We start from the raw sequence: 16,072 nt of genomic DNA, 5'->3' as shown, positions 1-16,072 counted from the left end.
GTAAATTTGAAATAAGTTAATTACGATTTTAAGTATAGTGTTTGTCATAGTGTTCATCAATCAATACGACCGATACTTGAATAGTCTGGAAAATAGTTAAGCATAAGTGCTTTCAGTATGGGGTATAATGCGTGCCAATAACATTTTGCGTAATCTCAAAGAGAGAAGAAATTCAAAATAGAACTTTAGGAATGGCTTACTTAATTCCTAATAGTTGGGATGATTATGGACATAAAACGCTCTTCACTCTTATTGTTTTTGATGAGTATCATAAAGAGATACATATAGGGGATGTAAAGATTGCATATATTGGAAAGACTTTTGGATGGACAGGTGAAAATCTACCAGAAGCATTCAACTATTTGGCAGAGAATTTTTATTCCTTAGGTCAGGATGCAGACTACTATAAAAGATTAATGGAAGAAGCTAGTGAATTCTTGAGGACTGAGATCCTTAGAGCACTAGGCGATGTCGCTTATGATCCAATAAAATTGGATATTGTAAAAAATGATGTTGTCTTTATTAAGTCTCTTATGAGAAGTGTAGATTTCTCTACAATAGAACAACAATTCAGAAGGATCCTTGCTGGAGGAGCTCCCCTTACTGCTTACGAGTTCACATATGAAAAAGTGCAAAGTGAAGAATATGCCGGGCTATCTATTAAAGTAGATGTTTCACCCGAATCTACGCCTCCATCAAATGTACATATACTAATTGGGAGAAATGGTGTAGGAAAAACTACCATACTTAATAATATGGTAGATACTCTCATTGGTGTCCAAAAGCACGAAGATGCGGGTCAATTTACTATACCTTCTTTTTTCAACCCAAACGGGTTACCGCTACCTGCAGGTTACTTCTCCGGAGTCGTTTCAGTGTCGTTTAGTGCTTTTGATCCTTTTGTTCCACCAGACGACCAGACAGATATTTCTGCGGATATACGTTATTGTTATGTTGGGTTAAAGAAGAAAGTTGGCGAGGTAGGAAATGAGCATTGGGCAATTAAGGGTGATGAAGATTTATGTGGAGATTTTATAAATAGTTTGGGCTTGTGCTTATCTTTGACAGCAAAAAGGGCCAGATGGATAAACGCAGTAGCAAGATTGGAATCTGATGTAAACTTTGCAGATATGAATTTAAGCCAATTAGTAAATCTGTATGAACAAGATAGAAACCTTTTCCTTATAGCGGCTTATAAAATTTTTAAAAGAATGAGTTCTGGCCATTCAATTGTACTGTTGTCAATCACTAGGTTAATTGAAACTGTAGACGAAAAGACACTTGTTTTAATTGATGAACCAGAAAGTCATCTTCATCCTCCTTTGCTTTCTTCGTTTACACGTGCATTATCGGATTTGTTGCTCGATCGTAATGGTGTAGCAATTATTGCTACACACTCTCCGGTAGTTCTGCAAGAAGTTCCAAAGTCATGTGTGTCAGTAGTTAGAAGGTCCAGGCTAAATTGCATGGTGGAAAGACCAGAGACTGAGACTTTCGGTGAAAACGTCGGAGTTTTAACTCGAGAAGTATTTGGTTTGGAAGTAACTAATTCTGGTTTTCATAATTTGTTAAACAGCTCCGTAAATAAAGGGCTGAGTTATGAGCAAGTTGAAGAGGAATACAGTCATCAGATAGGCTTTGAAGGGCGTGCCATTCTACAATCAATGATATTTACGAGAGACTTGCAAAAAGGTTCATAAGTGTGAGGTTTATTTCTGTACCTGTTGAAGATTCAAGAGATGTCTATCAGTCTTGTGTGGATAGTATCTCTGACTCTAATTTAAAGGCTCGACTCAATGCTGTAATTCAATATATTGATCTCGTTGATGTTGAATATAGGTCAAGAGCTGAAGTCAGTAGTCTGTATACAATTCCTCCTAACAATAGTGGCAATGACGATGTAGTCTTGGGTTCGGTTACAAAAAATGAATTTAAAAATTTGTACAGTACTCATATGGTTTCTCGGTCAAAGCCAGCCAGAGCTATTTATGATTCTATATTGATGGGGGCGCCTAAAGGTAGGTGCCCATTCTGTGGGTTTGGGCATGCTACGACTTTAGATCATTATCTTCCTAAAGCAAAGTATCCCGAAATGTCAGTTTTACCCGTAAACCTTATTCCTTCTTGTAAGGACTGTAATACAGGAAAGAGTGCAACTATAGCAGTTGCTGCCGAAGATCAGTGTTTGCACCCTTATTATAATCATCAGCGATTTATTGAAGAGCAGTGGCTTTTTGCTGTAATTCACCAGACAACTCCTGTAACTGTGACTTTCTATGTTAAAGCACCAACGCATTGGGATTCAGTATCTCAAGAAAGGGTAAAAACTCACTTTAAGGATTTTAATCTCGCATCTAGATACTCAATAGAAGCTGCCTCTCAACTATCCTTTTTAAAACACAATCTATCAACCTTTATAGAATATACTGGCGCTAAAGAACATCTTAGTAAGATGGCTCAATCACATGCTAGTGAGAACATAAATTCTTGGCAAACGGCGATGCATCAGGCTCTTGCTCAATGCGATTGGTATTGTGAAGGAGGTTTTGCGTAACTTGCAATGGTTAGGACATGAATATACTGTCTGGTGGTATTAGTATTACTTTTGTATCTTAACGAGAAGCCCGATAATCAATTCGATTCAGTGCAGTATCTAGATCAGGGCATTCGCTACTTGGAGCATTCTCCATGTGGGTATTCTGATGAAGAGGGTAGGGAAGCGGAAACAACGTGTTGATTATCCCGATGGTTTCCGGTTTTTTCGTTCAAAATCGCGAGTGCCATATTTAAGCTATTGTATATAAAGACAAAACATAGGATTTAAAAGCCCTTGAGTTGTCCTTGCCAATGACCCTTTTGTGACGAAAGCAGTCCTCTTTTCTGCCACACAAAAAAGCCGGTGCAGCTGCACCGGCAAACAGGCAGAGAGAGTTGTGAAAACTAGGAGGGAACCGGGCGTCGATCCTCGATGACAATGCCGTCGGCCGGCAGGCTGCCTGGCGCCACCCAGCTGACCTCGGCGCCCAGTTTCAGTATTACCCGAGCCAGATCGGCCACTTCAGGCTCCGGCAAAGGCACCTCGCCCGTCGGTTCGCACAACAGGGTCAACTGGTCGTTGTGCCCCTGGTGCTCTACCAACGCGCGGATGCGGCTCATACCCGCAACCTGTTGGCGCAGCTGCTCCAGCTGGCGGGGATGAACGAACATCCCTTTTACCTTAGTGGCCTGATCCGCCCGCCCCTGCCAACCCCGAATCCGGCCATTGGTGCGCCCGCACGGGCTGGGGGCCTCGAGCATCGACGACAGATCGCCGGTGGCGAAACGCAGCAGCGGGTAGTCGCTGTTGAAGCTGGTTACCACCACCTCCCCTACCTCGCCGGCGGCCACCGGCTGTTCAGTGCCGGGTCGAACGATCTCCACCAGCAGATCTTCCGCCAGCACCAGGCCTTCACCGGGCCGGGTTTCATAGGCGATCAGGCCGATGTCGGCGGTGGCATAGGCTTGCAACACGGTAATGCCGGCTTCGGCAAAGCTGGCGCGCAAGGTGTCCGGCAACGCCTCGCCGGTCACCAGCGCCATTCTAAATGACAGCCGCTGTCCCGCCTGCTCGGCTTTATCCAGCAGAATCTTCAGAAACGAGGGCGTGCCGCAGTACCCCTCCGGCTGCAGCCGGGCGTTGATCGCCAGTTGCTGGTCGGTCTGGCCCGGCCCCGCCGGGATCACCACACAGCCGCAGGCGCGGGCACCAGAGTCGAGAATAAAGCCCCCGGGGCTGAGGTGATAGGAGAGGCAATTTTGCACCCGGTCGCCTGGTCGAAACCCGGCGGCATAAAACGCCCGGCCCATGCGCCACCAGTCCGGCTGATTGCACTCCGGCTCACAGATGGGGCCCGGCGACAGAAACAACCGATCCAACGCGGCCCCTTCGTTCTCCATTCCTGCCAACGGCGACTGCACCTGCTGCAGATCAATCAGATCCGATTTACGGGTGATGGGCAGCGTCGCCAATGCCTGGCGACTGGTGATCTCATCCACGGCCGTGCCCGCCAGCAAACGCCGGTAGTAGCTGCTGTGCTCACGGGCATGGCCGAGAAATTCCGGCAGTTGCGACAACAAACGCTGCTCGCGATTGTCGGCGTCCTGGCACTCCCTGGCATCAAAAAATCCGTTCATGGCGATCCCCTTACAGCCAGCGCTTACGGCGCTTGTAGGATTTCAGGTTCTTAAAACTCTTACGCTCTTCGTTGCCGCCGCCCAGATAGAACTCTTTCACATCTTCGTTGTTGAGCAACTGCTCACGGGTGCCGTCCAGCACGATCTTGCCGGACTCCATAATGTAGCCGTAGTCCGCCGCCTTAAGGGCGTAGTTGGCATTCTGCTCCACCAGCAGCATGGTAATGCCCTGCTCCTTGTTGATCTTCTCGATGATGCCAAACACCTCTTTCACCAGCAGCGGCGACAACCCCATGGAGGGTTCATCCAGGCAGATCATCTTCGGCCTGGCCATCAGTGCCCGGCCAATGGCCAGCATCTGCTGCTCACCGCCCGACAGGTAACCCGCCAGGCCGGTACGCTCTTTCAGGCGCGGGAAGTACTCAAACACCATCTCAATGTCCGCCGCCACCTCGTTGTCGCTGCGGGTATAGGCCCCCAGTTTGAGGTTTTCAATCACCGTCATGTCCTCGACGATGCGCCGCCCCTCCATCACCTGAAAGATGCCATCGCGAACAATGGCTTCCGGCGACTGGCGGTCGATGCGCCGGCCCATAAAGTGAATGTCGCCCCGGGTCACTTCGCCATCTTCCGACTTCAGCAGCCCGGAGATCGCCTTCAAAGTGGTGGACTTACCGGCGCCGTTGGGGCCGAGCAGGGTCACAATCTGCCCCTGGGGCACATCGATGCTGACCCCTCTGAGCACCTGAATCACCTCGTCGTACACCACCTCGATGTTGTTGATGCACAGGACCGGCTTCGCCACCTGGGTTTGTACTGCTGCTTGGCTCATAAATACTCCAAATTCGATGGGGGAAAACCGCAGGAACGGCGCACTTCGCCGCCCCCGCAACCGGGATCAGAAGCCCAGCCAGTCGTCACGGCGTTCCAGGGTCATCTGGCTGACGCGCTCAATCTGAACGTCGCCGTTGTTGTAGTTACCTTTGTAGATGTTGACCTGGTTGACGCCGCGGTGGTCCTCTTCGGTCCAGTTGGCCGCAAGGCACACCCCATCCAGCCCCTGGGGCACCCAGTTTTGACGGACGTACATGCCCTTTTTGATGTTCTCGCCGGTGATGCCGCCATTGGCCTTGGCCCACTCCATCGCCTCTTTCATAAAGAACGCCGAGCACACGCCGCGAATGTAGTGGTGCAGCCGCTGCTCTTCCCCGGAGGGATCGGACATTTTGGAGACCTCGCGCACCAGTTTCATGCCCGGCACCTCGTCGCTCCAGAACGGGTTCATGGTGGGGAAGATGTAGTCTTTGATCCCCTCGCCCGCCGCCTCGAACACCTTGCGGTCGCCGCCCCAGATGTTGGACATAAACTGGATGTCGGTGCCGACGGTGTTGCAGGACTTCACCAGCGACAGCACCGAGCCGCCAAGGTTGCCGATGTAGCCGTAGTTGGTGCCGGAGCTTTTCAGGCTCAGGCACTGAGCTTTGAAGTCGCCGGGTTTCATGGAGATGACTACCGGTGGCTGAACCTCAAAGCCCAGTTCGGTGGCGTAGGCCGCACAGGCTGCCTTAGGCGCATTCGGATAGGGGTGGTTGGCCCCGATGTGGGTAAACTTGGGTTTGCCGGACTTGCCTTTGCTGTTCCAGTCTTCGGCGGCCCACTGCACCAAGCCACGACAGGAGTCGGAGTAGGACGCGCCATAGAAGAAGTTATAGGGCGCCGGCTTCTTGGTGTTGGGGTTTTTACCGGTGGGGTCGGTCAGGTGGCCGGAGTAGGACGCCGAATAGACCGGAATCTTATCCTTGGCCACGAAGGAGATCAGCGCCTCGGTATCGGCGGTGCCCCAGCCCTGCATCGCCACCATCCCCTTGCGGGATTTCCACTTCTTGTACGACGCGATGGCCTGGGGCACCTTGTAGGCGTAATCGATGGTTTCAAACTCCAGCTGGGTGCCGTTAATGCCGCCGTTGGCGTTGATGTAGGCCAGAGAGTCGCGCACGCCATCGGCGTACACCTTGCCCACAAAGGCGGTGGGGCCGGACATGTCGGCCAGGTGACCGACAAATACCGAGTCCTGTGCCTGGGCCGGTGCGGCCATCATGGCCATCGCCACTGCGGATGAAACAAACAGAGTCTTGTGCATGTTAGTGTCCTTTTGGTTCAGGCCATGGGCCTGGCTGTCCATAGGTGCCCGAACGCGGCCATGCCGGTGCCCGGGCAAGAGTGCTTACTGTCCACCGCATCAGTAAGAGAAGGGATAAAACTTCCAGTAGTTCTTAATCTGCTGCCAACGATGAGCCAGCCCTTCCGGCTCAAAGATCAGGAACAGGATGATCACCAGGCCGATGGCCATCTCTTTGATGTAGGCCAGGCCGTCCACCACCATGGGAATGTTGCCCCAGTCAGTCATCTTCATCAGGCCAACGCCGCCCTCCAGCGCTTCCGGCAGCAGCACCATAAACACCACCCCCATCAGGGTGCCCTTGATGGAGCCCAGGCCGCCAATAATCACCATCGCCAGGAACTGCACCGACATGAAGATGGTGAACCCCTCCGCCGACACGTAGCCCAGGTAATGGGCGTACAGGGCGCCGCCGATGCCGGCGTAAAACGAGGAGATGCCAAAGGAGAGCAGGCGGTACTTGTTGAGCTTGACCCCCATGATCTCCGCCGACAGGTAGTGATCCCGTACCGCCACAAAGGCACGGCCATCGCGGGAGCGCATCAGGTTGCAGCCCCAGATGAACATGAACACCAGGGCAAACAGGGCGATGTAATAGAACTTCTCGTCGGTATCAAACACCACGCCAAACAGGTTGATGGGCTCGGCCATGGAGCCGGCGCTGCCGCCGGAGAACCACTCGGCGCGGCCAAAGAAGTCTTCGATAATGAACTGGGCCGCCAGGGTGGCGATGGCCAGGTACAAGCCCTTAATCCGCGCCGCCGGCATGCCGAACATCATCCCCACCGCCATGGTCAGAAAGCCCGCCAGCGGAATACACAGGAACACCGGAATGCCGAAGCTGGTGTTCATCCAGGCCGAGGCAAACGCCCCAAAACCGAAGAAGGCGCCGTGGCCCAGGGAAATCTGGCCGGTAAAGCCCACCAGAATGTTCAGGCCCAGGGCGGCAATCCCCAGGTAGGAGATCTGAATAAACAGCGTCAGGTAGTAGGCATCCAGCACGAAGGGTGCCAGACAGGCCAGGGCGATGACCAGCGCGGTAAACCAGCGAATGGTGCGGGTTTCAAAAATGGTGTTGTCCTGCTTGTAGCTGGTGCGAAAATCGCCGCAGGGACGCATGGCCAGACTAGACATATCGCACTCCTTGTAGTGTCTGTATTGGGGTAATCATTGCAGCTGTCATGGTCTGCTCCTTAGATCCGCTCGATGTCACGGGTACCGAAAAAGCCGTAGGGCTTAAACCAGAGGATCAGCAACAGCACATAGAAGGGCGCAATGTCGTACATGTTGCCAAAGTGCAGGTACTGGCTGTCGAAGAACTCTGCCAGGTTCTCCAGCACACCGATGGTGATGCCGCCGACAATGGCGCCGACAATGGAGTCCAGACCACCCAGAATCACCGCCGGGAACACCTTGATGCCGATGGCCGACAGCGAATCGGAGACGCCGTTGACCATGCCAATCACCACCCCCGCCGTTGCGGATACGGTGGCGGCGATGCCCCAACTCATGGCAAACACCTGCTTCACCGAGATCCCCAGGCTTTGTGCCACCTGCTGGTCGAAGGCGGTGGCCCGCATCGCCAGGCCGTGCTTGGAGTGTTTGAAGAACAGGTAGAAGCCCACCATGATCATCAGCGCAATCACGGTGCTCATCAGGTAGGCCAACTCGACGTTAAGGCCAAACACGCTGACGCTCTGGGTGTCGAACACCTGCGGGTAACTCTCCGGCGCCACCCCGAAAATCCACTTGGTCAGTGACTGGAAGAAGATCGACAAGCCGATGGTCACCATGATCACCGAGATAATAGGCTCACCGATCATCGGCCTGAGCACGATCATCTGCAGCGCCACCCCGAACAGGGCCATGAACGCCAGGCTCATCAAAAAACCGATGAAAAACGGCAGTTGCAGGTACACCAGCAGCGCCCAGCAGACCCAGGCCCCCACCAGCAGGAACTCGCCCTGGGCAAAGTTGACGATCTGGGTGGACTTGTACACCAGCACGAAGCACATGCCTACCACCCCGTACAGCAGGCCCACAATCAGGCCATTAATGATCAGTTGCAGTAGCAGCTCGAAATTCATGAGGCTCTCCTTTGCTCGGTGTGCTCCAGGGAGTCCACCAGCGTGGCCACCTGCAGCTGGGTTTCCACCCGGGTTTTGGTGCCATCCTGGAAGGTGATCACCGTATCGATGTCGACGTGGTCGCTGCCGCCGTAGATGGCATCGATGATGTCGCCGTACTTCTCGGCAATCACGCCGCGGCGCACCTTACGGGTTCGGGTCAGCTCGCCGTCATCGGCGTCCAGCTCCTTGTACAGCAGCACAAATTTGTGGATCTTCTGCGCCTCAGGCAGGCTGGCATTGACCTTCTCCACCTCCTCAGACAGTTTCTGGTACACCTCCGGCAAAGTGGCCAGGTTGGTGTAGTTGGTGAACGCCAGTCCGCGCTGCTCCGCCCACTTGGAGACGATGCTGAAGCGGATGCACAGAATGGCCGACAGGTAGGGACGGTTCTTACCGAGGATCACCGCCTCGCCGATGAAGGAGGAGAACTTCAGCTTGTTCTCGATGTATTGGGGCGAGTACTGAATGCCGCCACTGGTGTGGGCCAGATCCTTGATGCGGTCGATCACCACCAGGTGACCGGACGGCTTGAAGTAACCGGCATCGCCGGTGTGCATCCAGCCCTCTTTGACATCGTCATTGAAGGCGTCGGCATCGCCCAGGTAGCCACAGAACATCCCTTCGGTCTGGGCCACCACTTCGCCCAGCCCTTCGGAGTCGGCGTTGATCACCTTGACGCTGGCGTTGTCGAACGCCACGCCGACGCTGTCGTAATCCACGTCATCGGCGTCGTGAATGGTGTAGGCGCCGCACATCTCGGTCTGGCCATACAGCTGCCTGAGTGGCACGCCGATGGCCTGGAAGAAGCGGAAGGTATCCGGCCCCATGGCGGCACCGCCGGTGGCGGCGGACTTGAGGAAGGAGAAACCGAGGCGATCCCGCAGTGCCTTCATCAGCAGCCACTCCGCCAGCGTCGAGCGCTTGCCCTGATCCAGCGCCTGCTGGGCCCGGGACATGGCAAAATCAAACAACCTCTGCTTCAGCGGCGATGAGTCCATCATTCGCGCCTGAACGTCGGCCAGAATCCCCTCCCACACCCGCGGGGCCAGCAGCACGAAGCTGGGGCCGATTTCACGCAGGTCGGCCATCATGGTCTCCTGCTCCTCGACAAAATTGACCACCTGGCGGGCGATCAGCGCCTGGCCAACGGCGTACACCTGCTCCATGATCCACGGCAGCGGCAACACCGACACGTAGTTGTCGCCGGGGCTGCGGGGATCGGCGCGCAGATAGGAGCTGCAGTGTTTGACGAAGTTGCCGCCTTTGAGCAGCACAATCTTGGGTTTGGAGGTGGTGCCCGAGGTGGTGCAGTAGATGGCGATGCTGTCGGGATCGGTGCGGTCCACCATGGCGTCGTAGCGGCCCGGATCCTGCTGGTCCTGATCCCGGCCCAGCTGGTACAACCGCTCCACATCCACCAGGCGGGGATCATCGTACTTGCGCATCCCTCTGGGGTCGCAATAGACAATGTGCTTCACCCCGGGAATGGCGTCACCCAGCTCCAGCAGCTTGTCACACTGCTCCTCATCTTCGGCAATCACCACCGAGGCACCGCTGAGGTTCAGCAGGTAGGCCACCTCTTCGTGCAACGAGTCCTGATACACCCCGAGGGAGTAACAGCCCATGGCGTGAGCGGCCACCTCCCCCCACACCCACTCGGGGCGGTTGTCTCCCAGCAGGGCCACGGTATCGGTCGCGGTGATGCCCAGGTGGTCCAGTGCCAGCGCCATCCATTTCACCCGGTTGTGGTAATCCAGCCAGCTGAATTCGTTCCAGATGCCAAACTCCTTTTCCCGCATCGCCACGTCCTCGGGCCAGTGGCTGGCGTTGTGGCGCAAAATCTTGGGAAAGGTGTTGAGACTGCCCATCTCAAAGCCGTTATCGGCCGCATTGGTTGCCTGGCTCATTAACCTGCCTCCTGCATCACTTCATCCTCTTCCAGGCCCAGATAGGCCCGCTTCACGTGCTCGTCGTTCATCACGTCGAGCGGCAAGCCGCTGATCAGCTTCTTACCAAAATCCAGCACCATGACTTCGTGGGAGATGTCCATCACCACCCCCATGTCGTGCTCGATCATCACCACCGTGATGCCGAACTCCTCGTTGAGATCGAGGATGTAACGGGCCATGTCCTCCTTCTCCTCCAAGTTCATGCCCGCCATCGGTTCATCCAGCAGGATCAACTTGGGTTTGAGTGCCATCGCCCGGGCCAGCTCGACCCGCTTTCGCAGACCGTAAGAGAGGGTGCCCGCCACCGCCTTGCGCACGTGGGTGATGTCGAGAAAGTCGATGATCTCCTCCACTTCTCGGCGGTGGGCCAGCTCCTCTTTCTGCGCCGGCGAGGCCCAGTACAACGGCCCGGTGAGCCAGTTGTTCTTCATCAGGTGGTGGCGGCCGACCATGATGTTGTCCAGCACCGACATGTGGCCGAACAGCGCCAGGTTCTGGAAGGTGCGGCCAATGCCCATGTCGGCCCGATCGTTGGGTCTCAGATGGGTGACATCGCGATCATTGAACTGAATCCTGCCGCTGTTGGGGCGGTAGCGGCCGGAGATGCAGTTCAGCATGGAGGTTTTGCCGGCGCCGTTGGGGCCGATGATGGAGAACACCGCCCCGCGGGGTACCTCAAAACTGACGTCGGTCAGTGCCTTTACCCCACCAAAGGCCAGTGAGATGTTATCAACCTTGAGTATTGAATCGGTCATACCCGGACTCCTGATACTTGGGACGAGTGGGCATTGCTGCCCGGGCAGGCCGCCCACGCGGCCTGTAACATTAGCCCCCGCCGCCAGGGCGAGGGCTCGATAGGGTGTTAAAGGGCGTAACGCATGGAGAACTGACCGTAGACAGAGTCCTTGTCGACCTCCTCCATCTTGAACTGGCCCACTTCGAAGCCGATGGCCAGCTCCTTGGTGAGGTTCTGGAACAGGTTGACGCCCCACTGGCTGCGTTTCACGTCGCTGACGTCGGTTTCCACCTGGCCATAGAGGGCGGTGGAGCGCAGGGTGTCGGTCCAGTAGTGGCGGTAGGCCGCCAACCAGGCGGTGGTGTCCTCCACCTCTTCACCCACTACGTCCATGGACGCGCCGCCGGAGATGTAGCGGCCCAACTCGCCCTGATGGTATTGGAAGCGGAAATCGTCTTTGCCGAAGGTGTAGATCTTACCGGCGACCGAGGCACCAAACGCGGTCTCACTGTTGCCGCCTTCGGTGTTGAGTTCACGACCCAGCACGGAGACGTTGACGTTACCCCAGTCCCCCTTGAAGGTGTATTTACCGATGACGTCCGGAATGCTGTCGTTGGAGGTGTCACCGCCGAAGGTCTCGGGGTTTTCCACCGCCACCTGAAAGCCGCCCATGGAGTAGCGAATCTGCCCCTGACGCACAAAGGAGAGGCCCACCAGGGCACCGGCAAAGTCGGCCGACTCCGGAATGGCGCTGGTGTTCATAAAGGTGGTCCAGGTCTGGCCGGCCAGCACCCCTTTGTAGCTGACAAAGGCGTGGCGAATACGGGGACTGGTGGAGTTGGACACCACCTGGTTGCCACCGCTACCGAAAAAGTCCATCTCGATAAAGCCGGTCACATCGCCGTGGATGTACTTGGTGTTGAAGCGGGTTTCGTTGGCGAAGATGCGAAACTGCGAGGCGCTCTCCTCCAGAGGAGTACCACCGCCGGTCCAGAAATCCTTGTAGGCCACGTCGCCGTCGACGTAACGGGCATCAACCTTGATGTAACCGCCGAAGATCAGCTTGTTGTCATTGCCGAGGTCGAACTCGTAGCCGGACAGTGCCGAGCCGGAAAACGCCAGCAGAGATCCGGCGAGAGCAAATGATTTAGCGTGTGAAGCGAGCATGGTAAGTCCCCTGTTAAGTAGTGCCCTCAACATCGGGAAAAGCCGGCGCAGTCACAATTGGGAATAGGTATTAGTGAATCCGTCTTAATACGCAGGTCTTACGACTTAAGTCGAGGGGCATCCATGCCGGTGTGTCCACCAATCTGTGGTATTACTGGTTACAGAATAAAGTCGGCCCAGGGAGTTGGCCGACACCAAAGCATGAACTTGGGGAAAGGACGCATGTTTCCAAACTGGCTGCTGGTGGTGATCAGCGTGGGCTACATCGGCCTGCTGTTTTTTATCGCCTTTATGGGGGATCGCTACCGGCATCGACTGGTGGCACGGCAACAGCGGCTGATCTACGCCCTGTCTCTGGGCGTGTACTGCACCTCCTGGGGCTTTTTGGGCACCGCCGGTCAGGCCTCGGTGGGGGACTTCTCCTACCTGCCGGTGTACCTCGCCCCCATCCTGCTGTTTGTGTTTGGCTGGCCCTTCATTCAGCGGCTGATTCGAGTCAGCCTGCGCCTTAACATCACCTCCATTGCCGATCTGCTGGCGGCCCGTTTCGGCAAATCGCAGCGCCTGGCGGTACTGGTGACCCTGGTGGCCCTTATCGGCACCCTGCCCTACATCGCCCTGCAGCTAAAGGCGATCATCAACTCCTACGAAATCCTGCGTCAAACCCAGACCCTGGCCTCGTGGCAACTGGGACTGGTGGTCAGTACCGTGCTGGCGGGTTTTACCATCATCTTCGGGGTCCGCGCCATCGACGTGACCGAACGCCACCCCGGGGTGATGGTGGCCATCGCCTTTGAGTCTTTCATCAAGCTGGTGGCCTTCCTGATTGTCGGCCTGTTTGTCTCCTACGTGGCTTTCGACTCCCCGGGGCAGATTTGGCAACAGTCAGTACAGGCGATGCCCGAGGCGTTTGAGTTTGACGGCAGCCAGCTGGTGTCATTGATCGGGTTGACGGTGATCGTGCTGTGCGCATTCCTGTGCCTGCCGCGCCAGTTCCAGGTCACCATGGCGGAGCTCAAAGACATCGACCACACCCGCTGGAGTCGCTGGATGTTTCCCCTCTATGTGCTGGTGTTTGCGTTCTTCGCCGCCCCGCTGGGTCAGGCAGGCAGCCTGTTGTACGGCGACTCGCTGCAGCGGGACTCCTATGTGCTGTTTCTGCCTGCCTACCACGGCCAGTCCTGGCTCAGCCTGCTGAGCTTCTTAGGCGCCATCTCCGCCGCCAGCGCCATGGTGATCATCTCCACCATCGCCCTGAGCACCATGCTCAGCAACGAAGTGGTGTTCCCGACCCTGTTCCGCCGCAGCGATGTGGAAAACACCGACTTTCTGCGGTTTCGCGCCCGGCTGCTGATGGTGCGTAAGCTGCTGGTGGTGCTGGTGATTGCCCTCAGCTACACCATGTTTCTGGTGGCTCCGCCCCACACCCTGGCGTCGCTGGGGGAGGTGGCCTTTGGTGCCATCGCCCAGATCGGCCCACCGCTGTTCGCGGCCTTTTTCTGGCGCAAAGTCAGCCTGAGCGGCGTGATGGCCGGGATCAGCAGTGGCTTTGCCATCTGGCTGGGTTTCAATATGCTGCCTCAGTTGGGAGTGTATCCGCACCCTCTGGCGGGCATCGACTACTCCATCACCACCATGGCCACCCTGATGGGGCTGGGCATCAACATCGCCCTGATCGTGGTGGTGTCCCTGCTCAGCCGCCAGACGGTGAAAGAGCAGATGCAGCTGGAGCACTTTTTTGAACGCCCCGGCATTCACGACCGCAGCCCGCTGAACCCGGGCAAGATTGATCCCAGAGAGCTGCAGCTGCTGGCCGCGAGGTTTATCGGCGATGACAAAGCCCGCCAGGGGTTCGAGCGCTACTTCAGCCAGCACCCCCTCAGCGACTCCCGCAAGGCCAGCAGCAATCCGGGCCTGGTGCTGTATACCGAAAACCTGCTGGCAACGGTGATGGGGTCGGCCTCGGCGCGGCTGGTGATCTCCTGCGCCCTGCAGGGACGGGACATCGCCCTCAACGAAGTGGCACAGTTGATGGCGGAAGCCACCAGCCAGCGCAACGCCGAAAGCCAGGAGGTACTCCGGCGCGCCATCGAAAACGCCTCCGAAGGGATCTCGGTCACCGATCACAACCTCAAGCTGGTGGCCTGGAACGACCGCTACCTGAGCCTGTTCCAATACCCCAAGGCGCTGATCTATCCCGGCTGTCCGGTGGCGGATCTGATTGAATACAACCTCAGCCAGAGCATCGACGATGCCGCAGTGGTGCGCCAGCAGGTAGACAAGCGACTGAAATTCCTACGCCAGGGCAGCCGTCACAGCTCCGAGCGACAACTGCCGGACGGCACCGTGATTCGCATCGAAGGCAACCCCATGCCCGGCGGCGGCTTTGTGATGCTGTTCTCCGACATCACCGTCTACCGGCAGGCCGAAGCACTGCTGACCGAAAAGAACCTGGACCTGGAATCACTGGTGTCGGAGCGCACCAACAAGCTGGCGATGGCCAACGAGCAACTGGCCCGATCCAATGCCAAGCTGGCCAGCGCCCGCGAGCAGGCGGAGCTGGCCCACCACAAAAAGAGCCAGTACCTGAAGGCCTGCAGCCACGACCTGCTGCAACCGTTGTCGGCTGCACGGCTGTTCTCCTCCACCTTAATGGAAGACAGCCAGTTACCGGAACGAACCCGTGGCAAGTTGCAGCAGATTGACCACTCCCTCAAGGTGGCCAATGACCTGCTGCTGGATCTCAATGAGGTCTCCCGCATCGACAGCGGCACCGTGGTGCCGAAGATGGAACCCTTCCCACTGCAGGAGTTGCTGGATTGCCTGCATGGCGAATTTGCCGCCATCGCCGAACAACATCAGGTAACGCTACGAATGGTGAACTGCAAAGCCTGGATTCGCAGCGACCGTCAACTGCTGCGCCGAGTCCTGCAAAACCTGCTCAGCAACGCCTTTCGCTACGCCCACGGTGGCAAGGTGCTGCTGGGCTGTCGCCACGGCGAACAGCTGGAGATTCAGGTACTGGACACCGGCCCCGGCATTCCCGAAGACAAACAGCAATGGGTGTTTGAGCAGTTCACCCGACTGGAAAACAGCCAGGGGCTGGGGCCCAATGGCCTGGGACTGGGACTGAGCATCGCCAAAAGCCTGTCGGATCTGATGGGCCACACCCTGACCCTGCACAGCCGTCCCGGCCACGGTTGCGCCTTCTCCCTGGCGGTCACTCCGGCCCCCAGCCGCCCACAAGTGAACGCGGTGAGCACCGATACCGTCACCCTGCACGGCATCAAGGTGCTCTGTGTCGATAACGACCCCAGCGTGCTGGCAGGCATGGTGGAGCTGCTGGAGAGCTGGGACTGCCTCGCCCTTGCCGCCCGGAGCCCACAACAGGCGCTGCAACTGGTGGCCAGCCGCCAGTACGACATCGACATCATGCTGGTGGACTATCAGCTGGACAACGGCGAGGATGGCCTGACCCTGATGACCGAGCTGCAGCGTCGGGCCCGGCGGCCACTGCCCGGAATACTGATCACCGCCACCACCGACGTACCGCTGCAGGAGCAGGCCCGAGCCGCCGGATTCGGCTACCTGAGAAAGTTGATTAAACCCATGGCGCTGAGGGCTCTGATGAGTGCCATGCTGGTGAAAAATCTGCAGCAGAACTACGCTCAGGAAACCGAGCCCCAGTAACCCCAGCCGAAATCACAGACCGCTGAAAAGTCTGGGTTCAGCCAACCTA

Annotated in this window: 11 protein-coding genes; 3 read left to right on the top strand and 8 right to left on the bottom strand. The window is 56.5% G+C overall.

Going from position 1 to position 16,072, the window contains the following annotated elements; genetic code table 11:
* Positions 1 to 131: 131 nt before the first annotated feature.
* Both BLT77_RS11620 and BLT77_RS20040 read left to right on the top strand, forming a co-directional pair.
* Positions 132 to 1,700, top strand: coding sequence for an AAA family ATPase (locus BLT77_RS11620; protein ID WP_218126933.1), 1,569 nt, complete (start codon positions 132 to 134; stop codon positions 1,698 to 1,700).
* Between the two features lie 2 nt (positions 1,701 to 1,702).
* Complete coding sequence (locus tag BLT77_RS20040; RefSeq protein WP_143026623.1) at positions 1,703 to 2,554, top strand: HNH endonuclease; 852 nt, start codon at positions 1,703 to 1,705, stop codon at positions 2,552 to 2,554.
* 386 nt (positions 2,555 to 2,940) lie between these two features.
* On the opposite strand, the gene BLT77_RS11615 is transcribed toward BLT77_RS20040, so the two are convergent.
* The 8 genes from BLT77_RS11615 to BLT77_RS11580 form a co-directional block, all read right to left on the bottom strand.
* Complete coding sequence (locus tag BLT77_RS11615) at positions 2,941 to 4,173, bottom strand: phenylacetate--CoA ligase family protein (RefSeq protein WP_090365436.1); 1,233 nt, start codon at positions 4,171 to 4,173, stop codon at positions 2,941 to 2,943.
* 10 nt (positions 4,174 to 4,183) lie between these two features.
* A complete protein-coding gene (locus BLT77_RS11610) occupies positions 4,184 to 5,005 on the bottom strand; it encodes an ABC transporter ATP-binding protein (RefSeq protein WP_090365435.1) in 822 nt (273 codons plus the stop codon).
* 66 nt (positions 5,006 to 5,071) lie between these two features.
* On the bottom strand, positions 5,072 to 6,313 hold the full coding sequence (locus tag BLT77_RS11605; RefSeq protein ID WP_090365523.1) for an ABC transporter substrate-binding protein: 1,242 nt from the start codon (positions 6,311 to 6,313) through the stop codon (positions 5,072 to 5,074).
* Between the two features lie 99 nt (positions 6,314 to 6,412).
* Positions 6,413 to 7,486, bottom strand: a complete 1,074-nt coding sequence (locus BLT77_RS11600; protein ID WP_028114769.1) for a branched-chain amino acid ABC transporter permease — start codon at positions 7,484 to 7,486, stop codon at positions 6,413 to 6,415.
* 59 nt (positions 7,487 to 7,545) lie between these two features.
* Entirely contained in the window at positions 7,546 to 8,439 is an 894-nt protein-coding gene (locus BLT77_RS11595) for a branched-chain amino acid ABC transporter permease (RefSeq protein ID WP_090365434.1), read from the bottom strand.
* The gene (locus BLT77_RS11590) at positions 8,436 to 10,388 is read right to left on the bottom strand and encodes a long-chain fatty acid--CoA ligase (protein ID WP_090365433.1); all 1,953 of its coding nucleotides are present in this window, start codon (positions 10,386 to 10,388) and stop codon (positions 8,436 to 8,438) included. The genes BLT77_RS11595 and BLT77_RS11590 overlap by 4 nt, the downstream gene beginning before the upstream one ends.
* Positions 10,388 to 11,185, bottom strand: coding sequence for an ABC transporter ATP-binding protein (locus tag BLT77_RS11585; RefSeq protein WP_090365432.1), 798 nt, complete (start codon positions 11,183 to 11,185; stop codon positions 10,388 to 10,390). Before BLT77_RS11585 ends, BLT77_RS11590 begins: the two co-directional genes overlap by 1 nt.
* A gap of 107 nt (positions 11,186 to 11,292) precedes the next feature.
* Positions 11,293 to 12,333 carry a DcaP family trimeric outer membrane transporter gene (locus tag BLT77_RS11580; protein WP_090365431.1) on the bottom strand — a complete coding sequence of 347 codons (1,041 nt, stop codon included), beginning with the start codon at positions 12,331 to 12,333 and terminating at the stop codon, positions 11,293 to 11,295.
* A gap of 222 nt (positions 12,334 to 12,555) precedes the next feature.
* Between BLT77_RS11580 and BLT77_RS11575 the strand changes: the two genes are divergently transcribed.
* Positions 12,556 to 16,023 (top strand): hybrid sensor histidine kinase/response regulator, encoded by a 3,468-nt coding sequence (locus BLT77_RS11575; RefSeq protein WP_090365430.1) that lies wholly within the window; start codon positions 12,556 to 12,558, stop codon positions 16,021 to 16,023.
* Positions 16,024 to 16,072 lie beyond the last annotated feature (49 nt).

The organism is Ferrimonas sediminum (assembly GCF_900100175.1).
In the GTDB taxonomy this organism is placed as follows: Bacteria; Pseudomonadota; Gammaproteobacteria; order Enterobacterales; family Shewanellaceae; genus Ferrimonas; species Ferrimonas sediminum.
The sequence above is the reverse complement of the archived record's forward strand: the minus strand, read 5'-3'. Positions and strand labels throughout refer to the sequence as shown.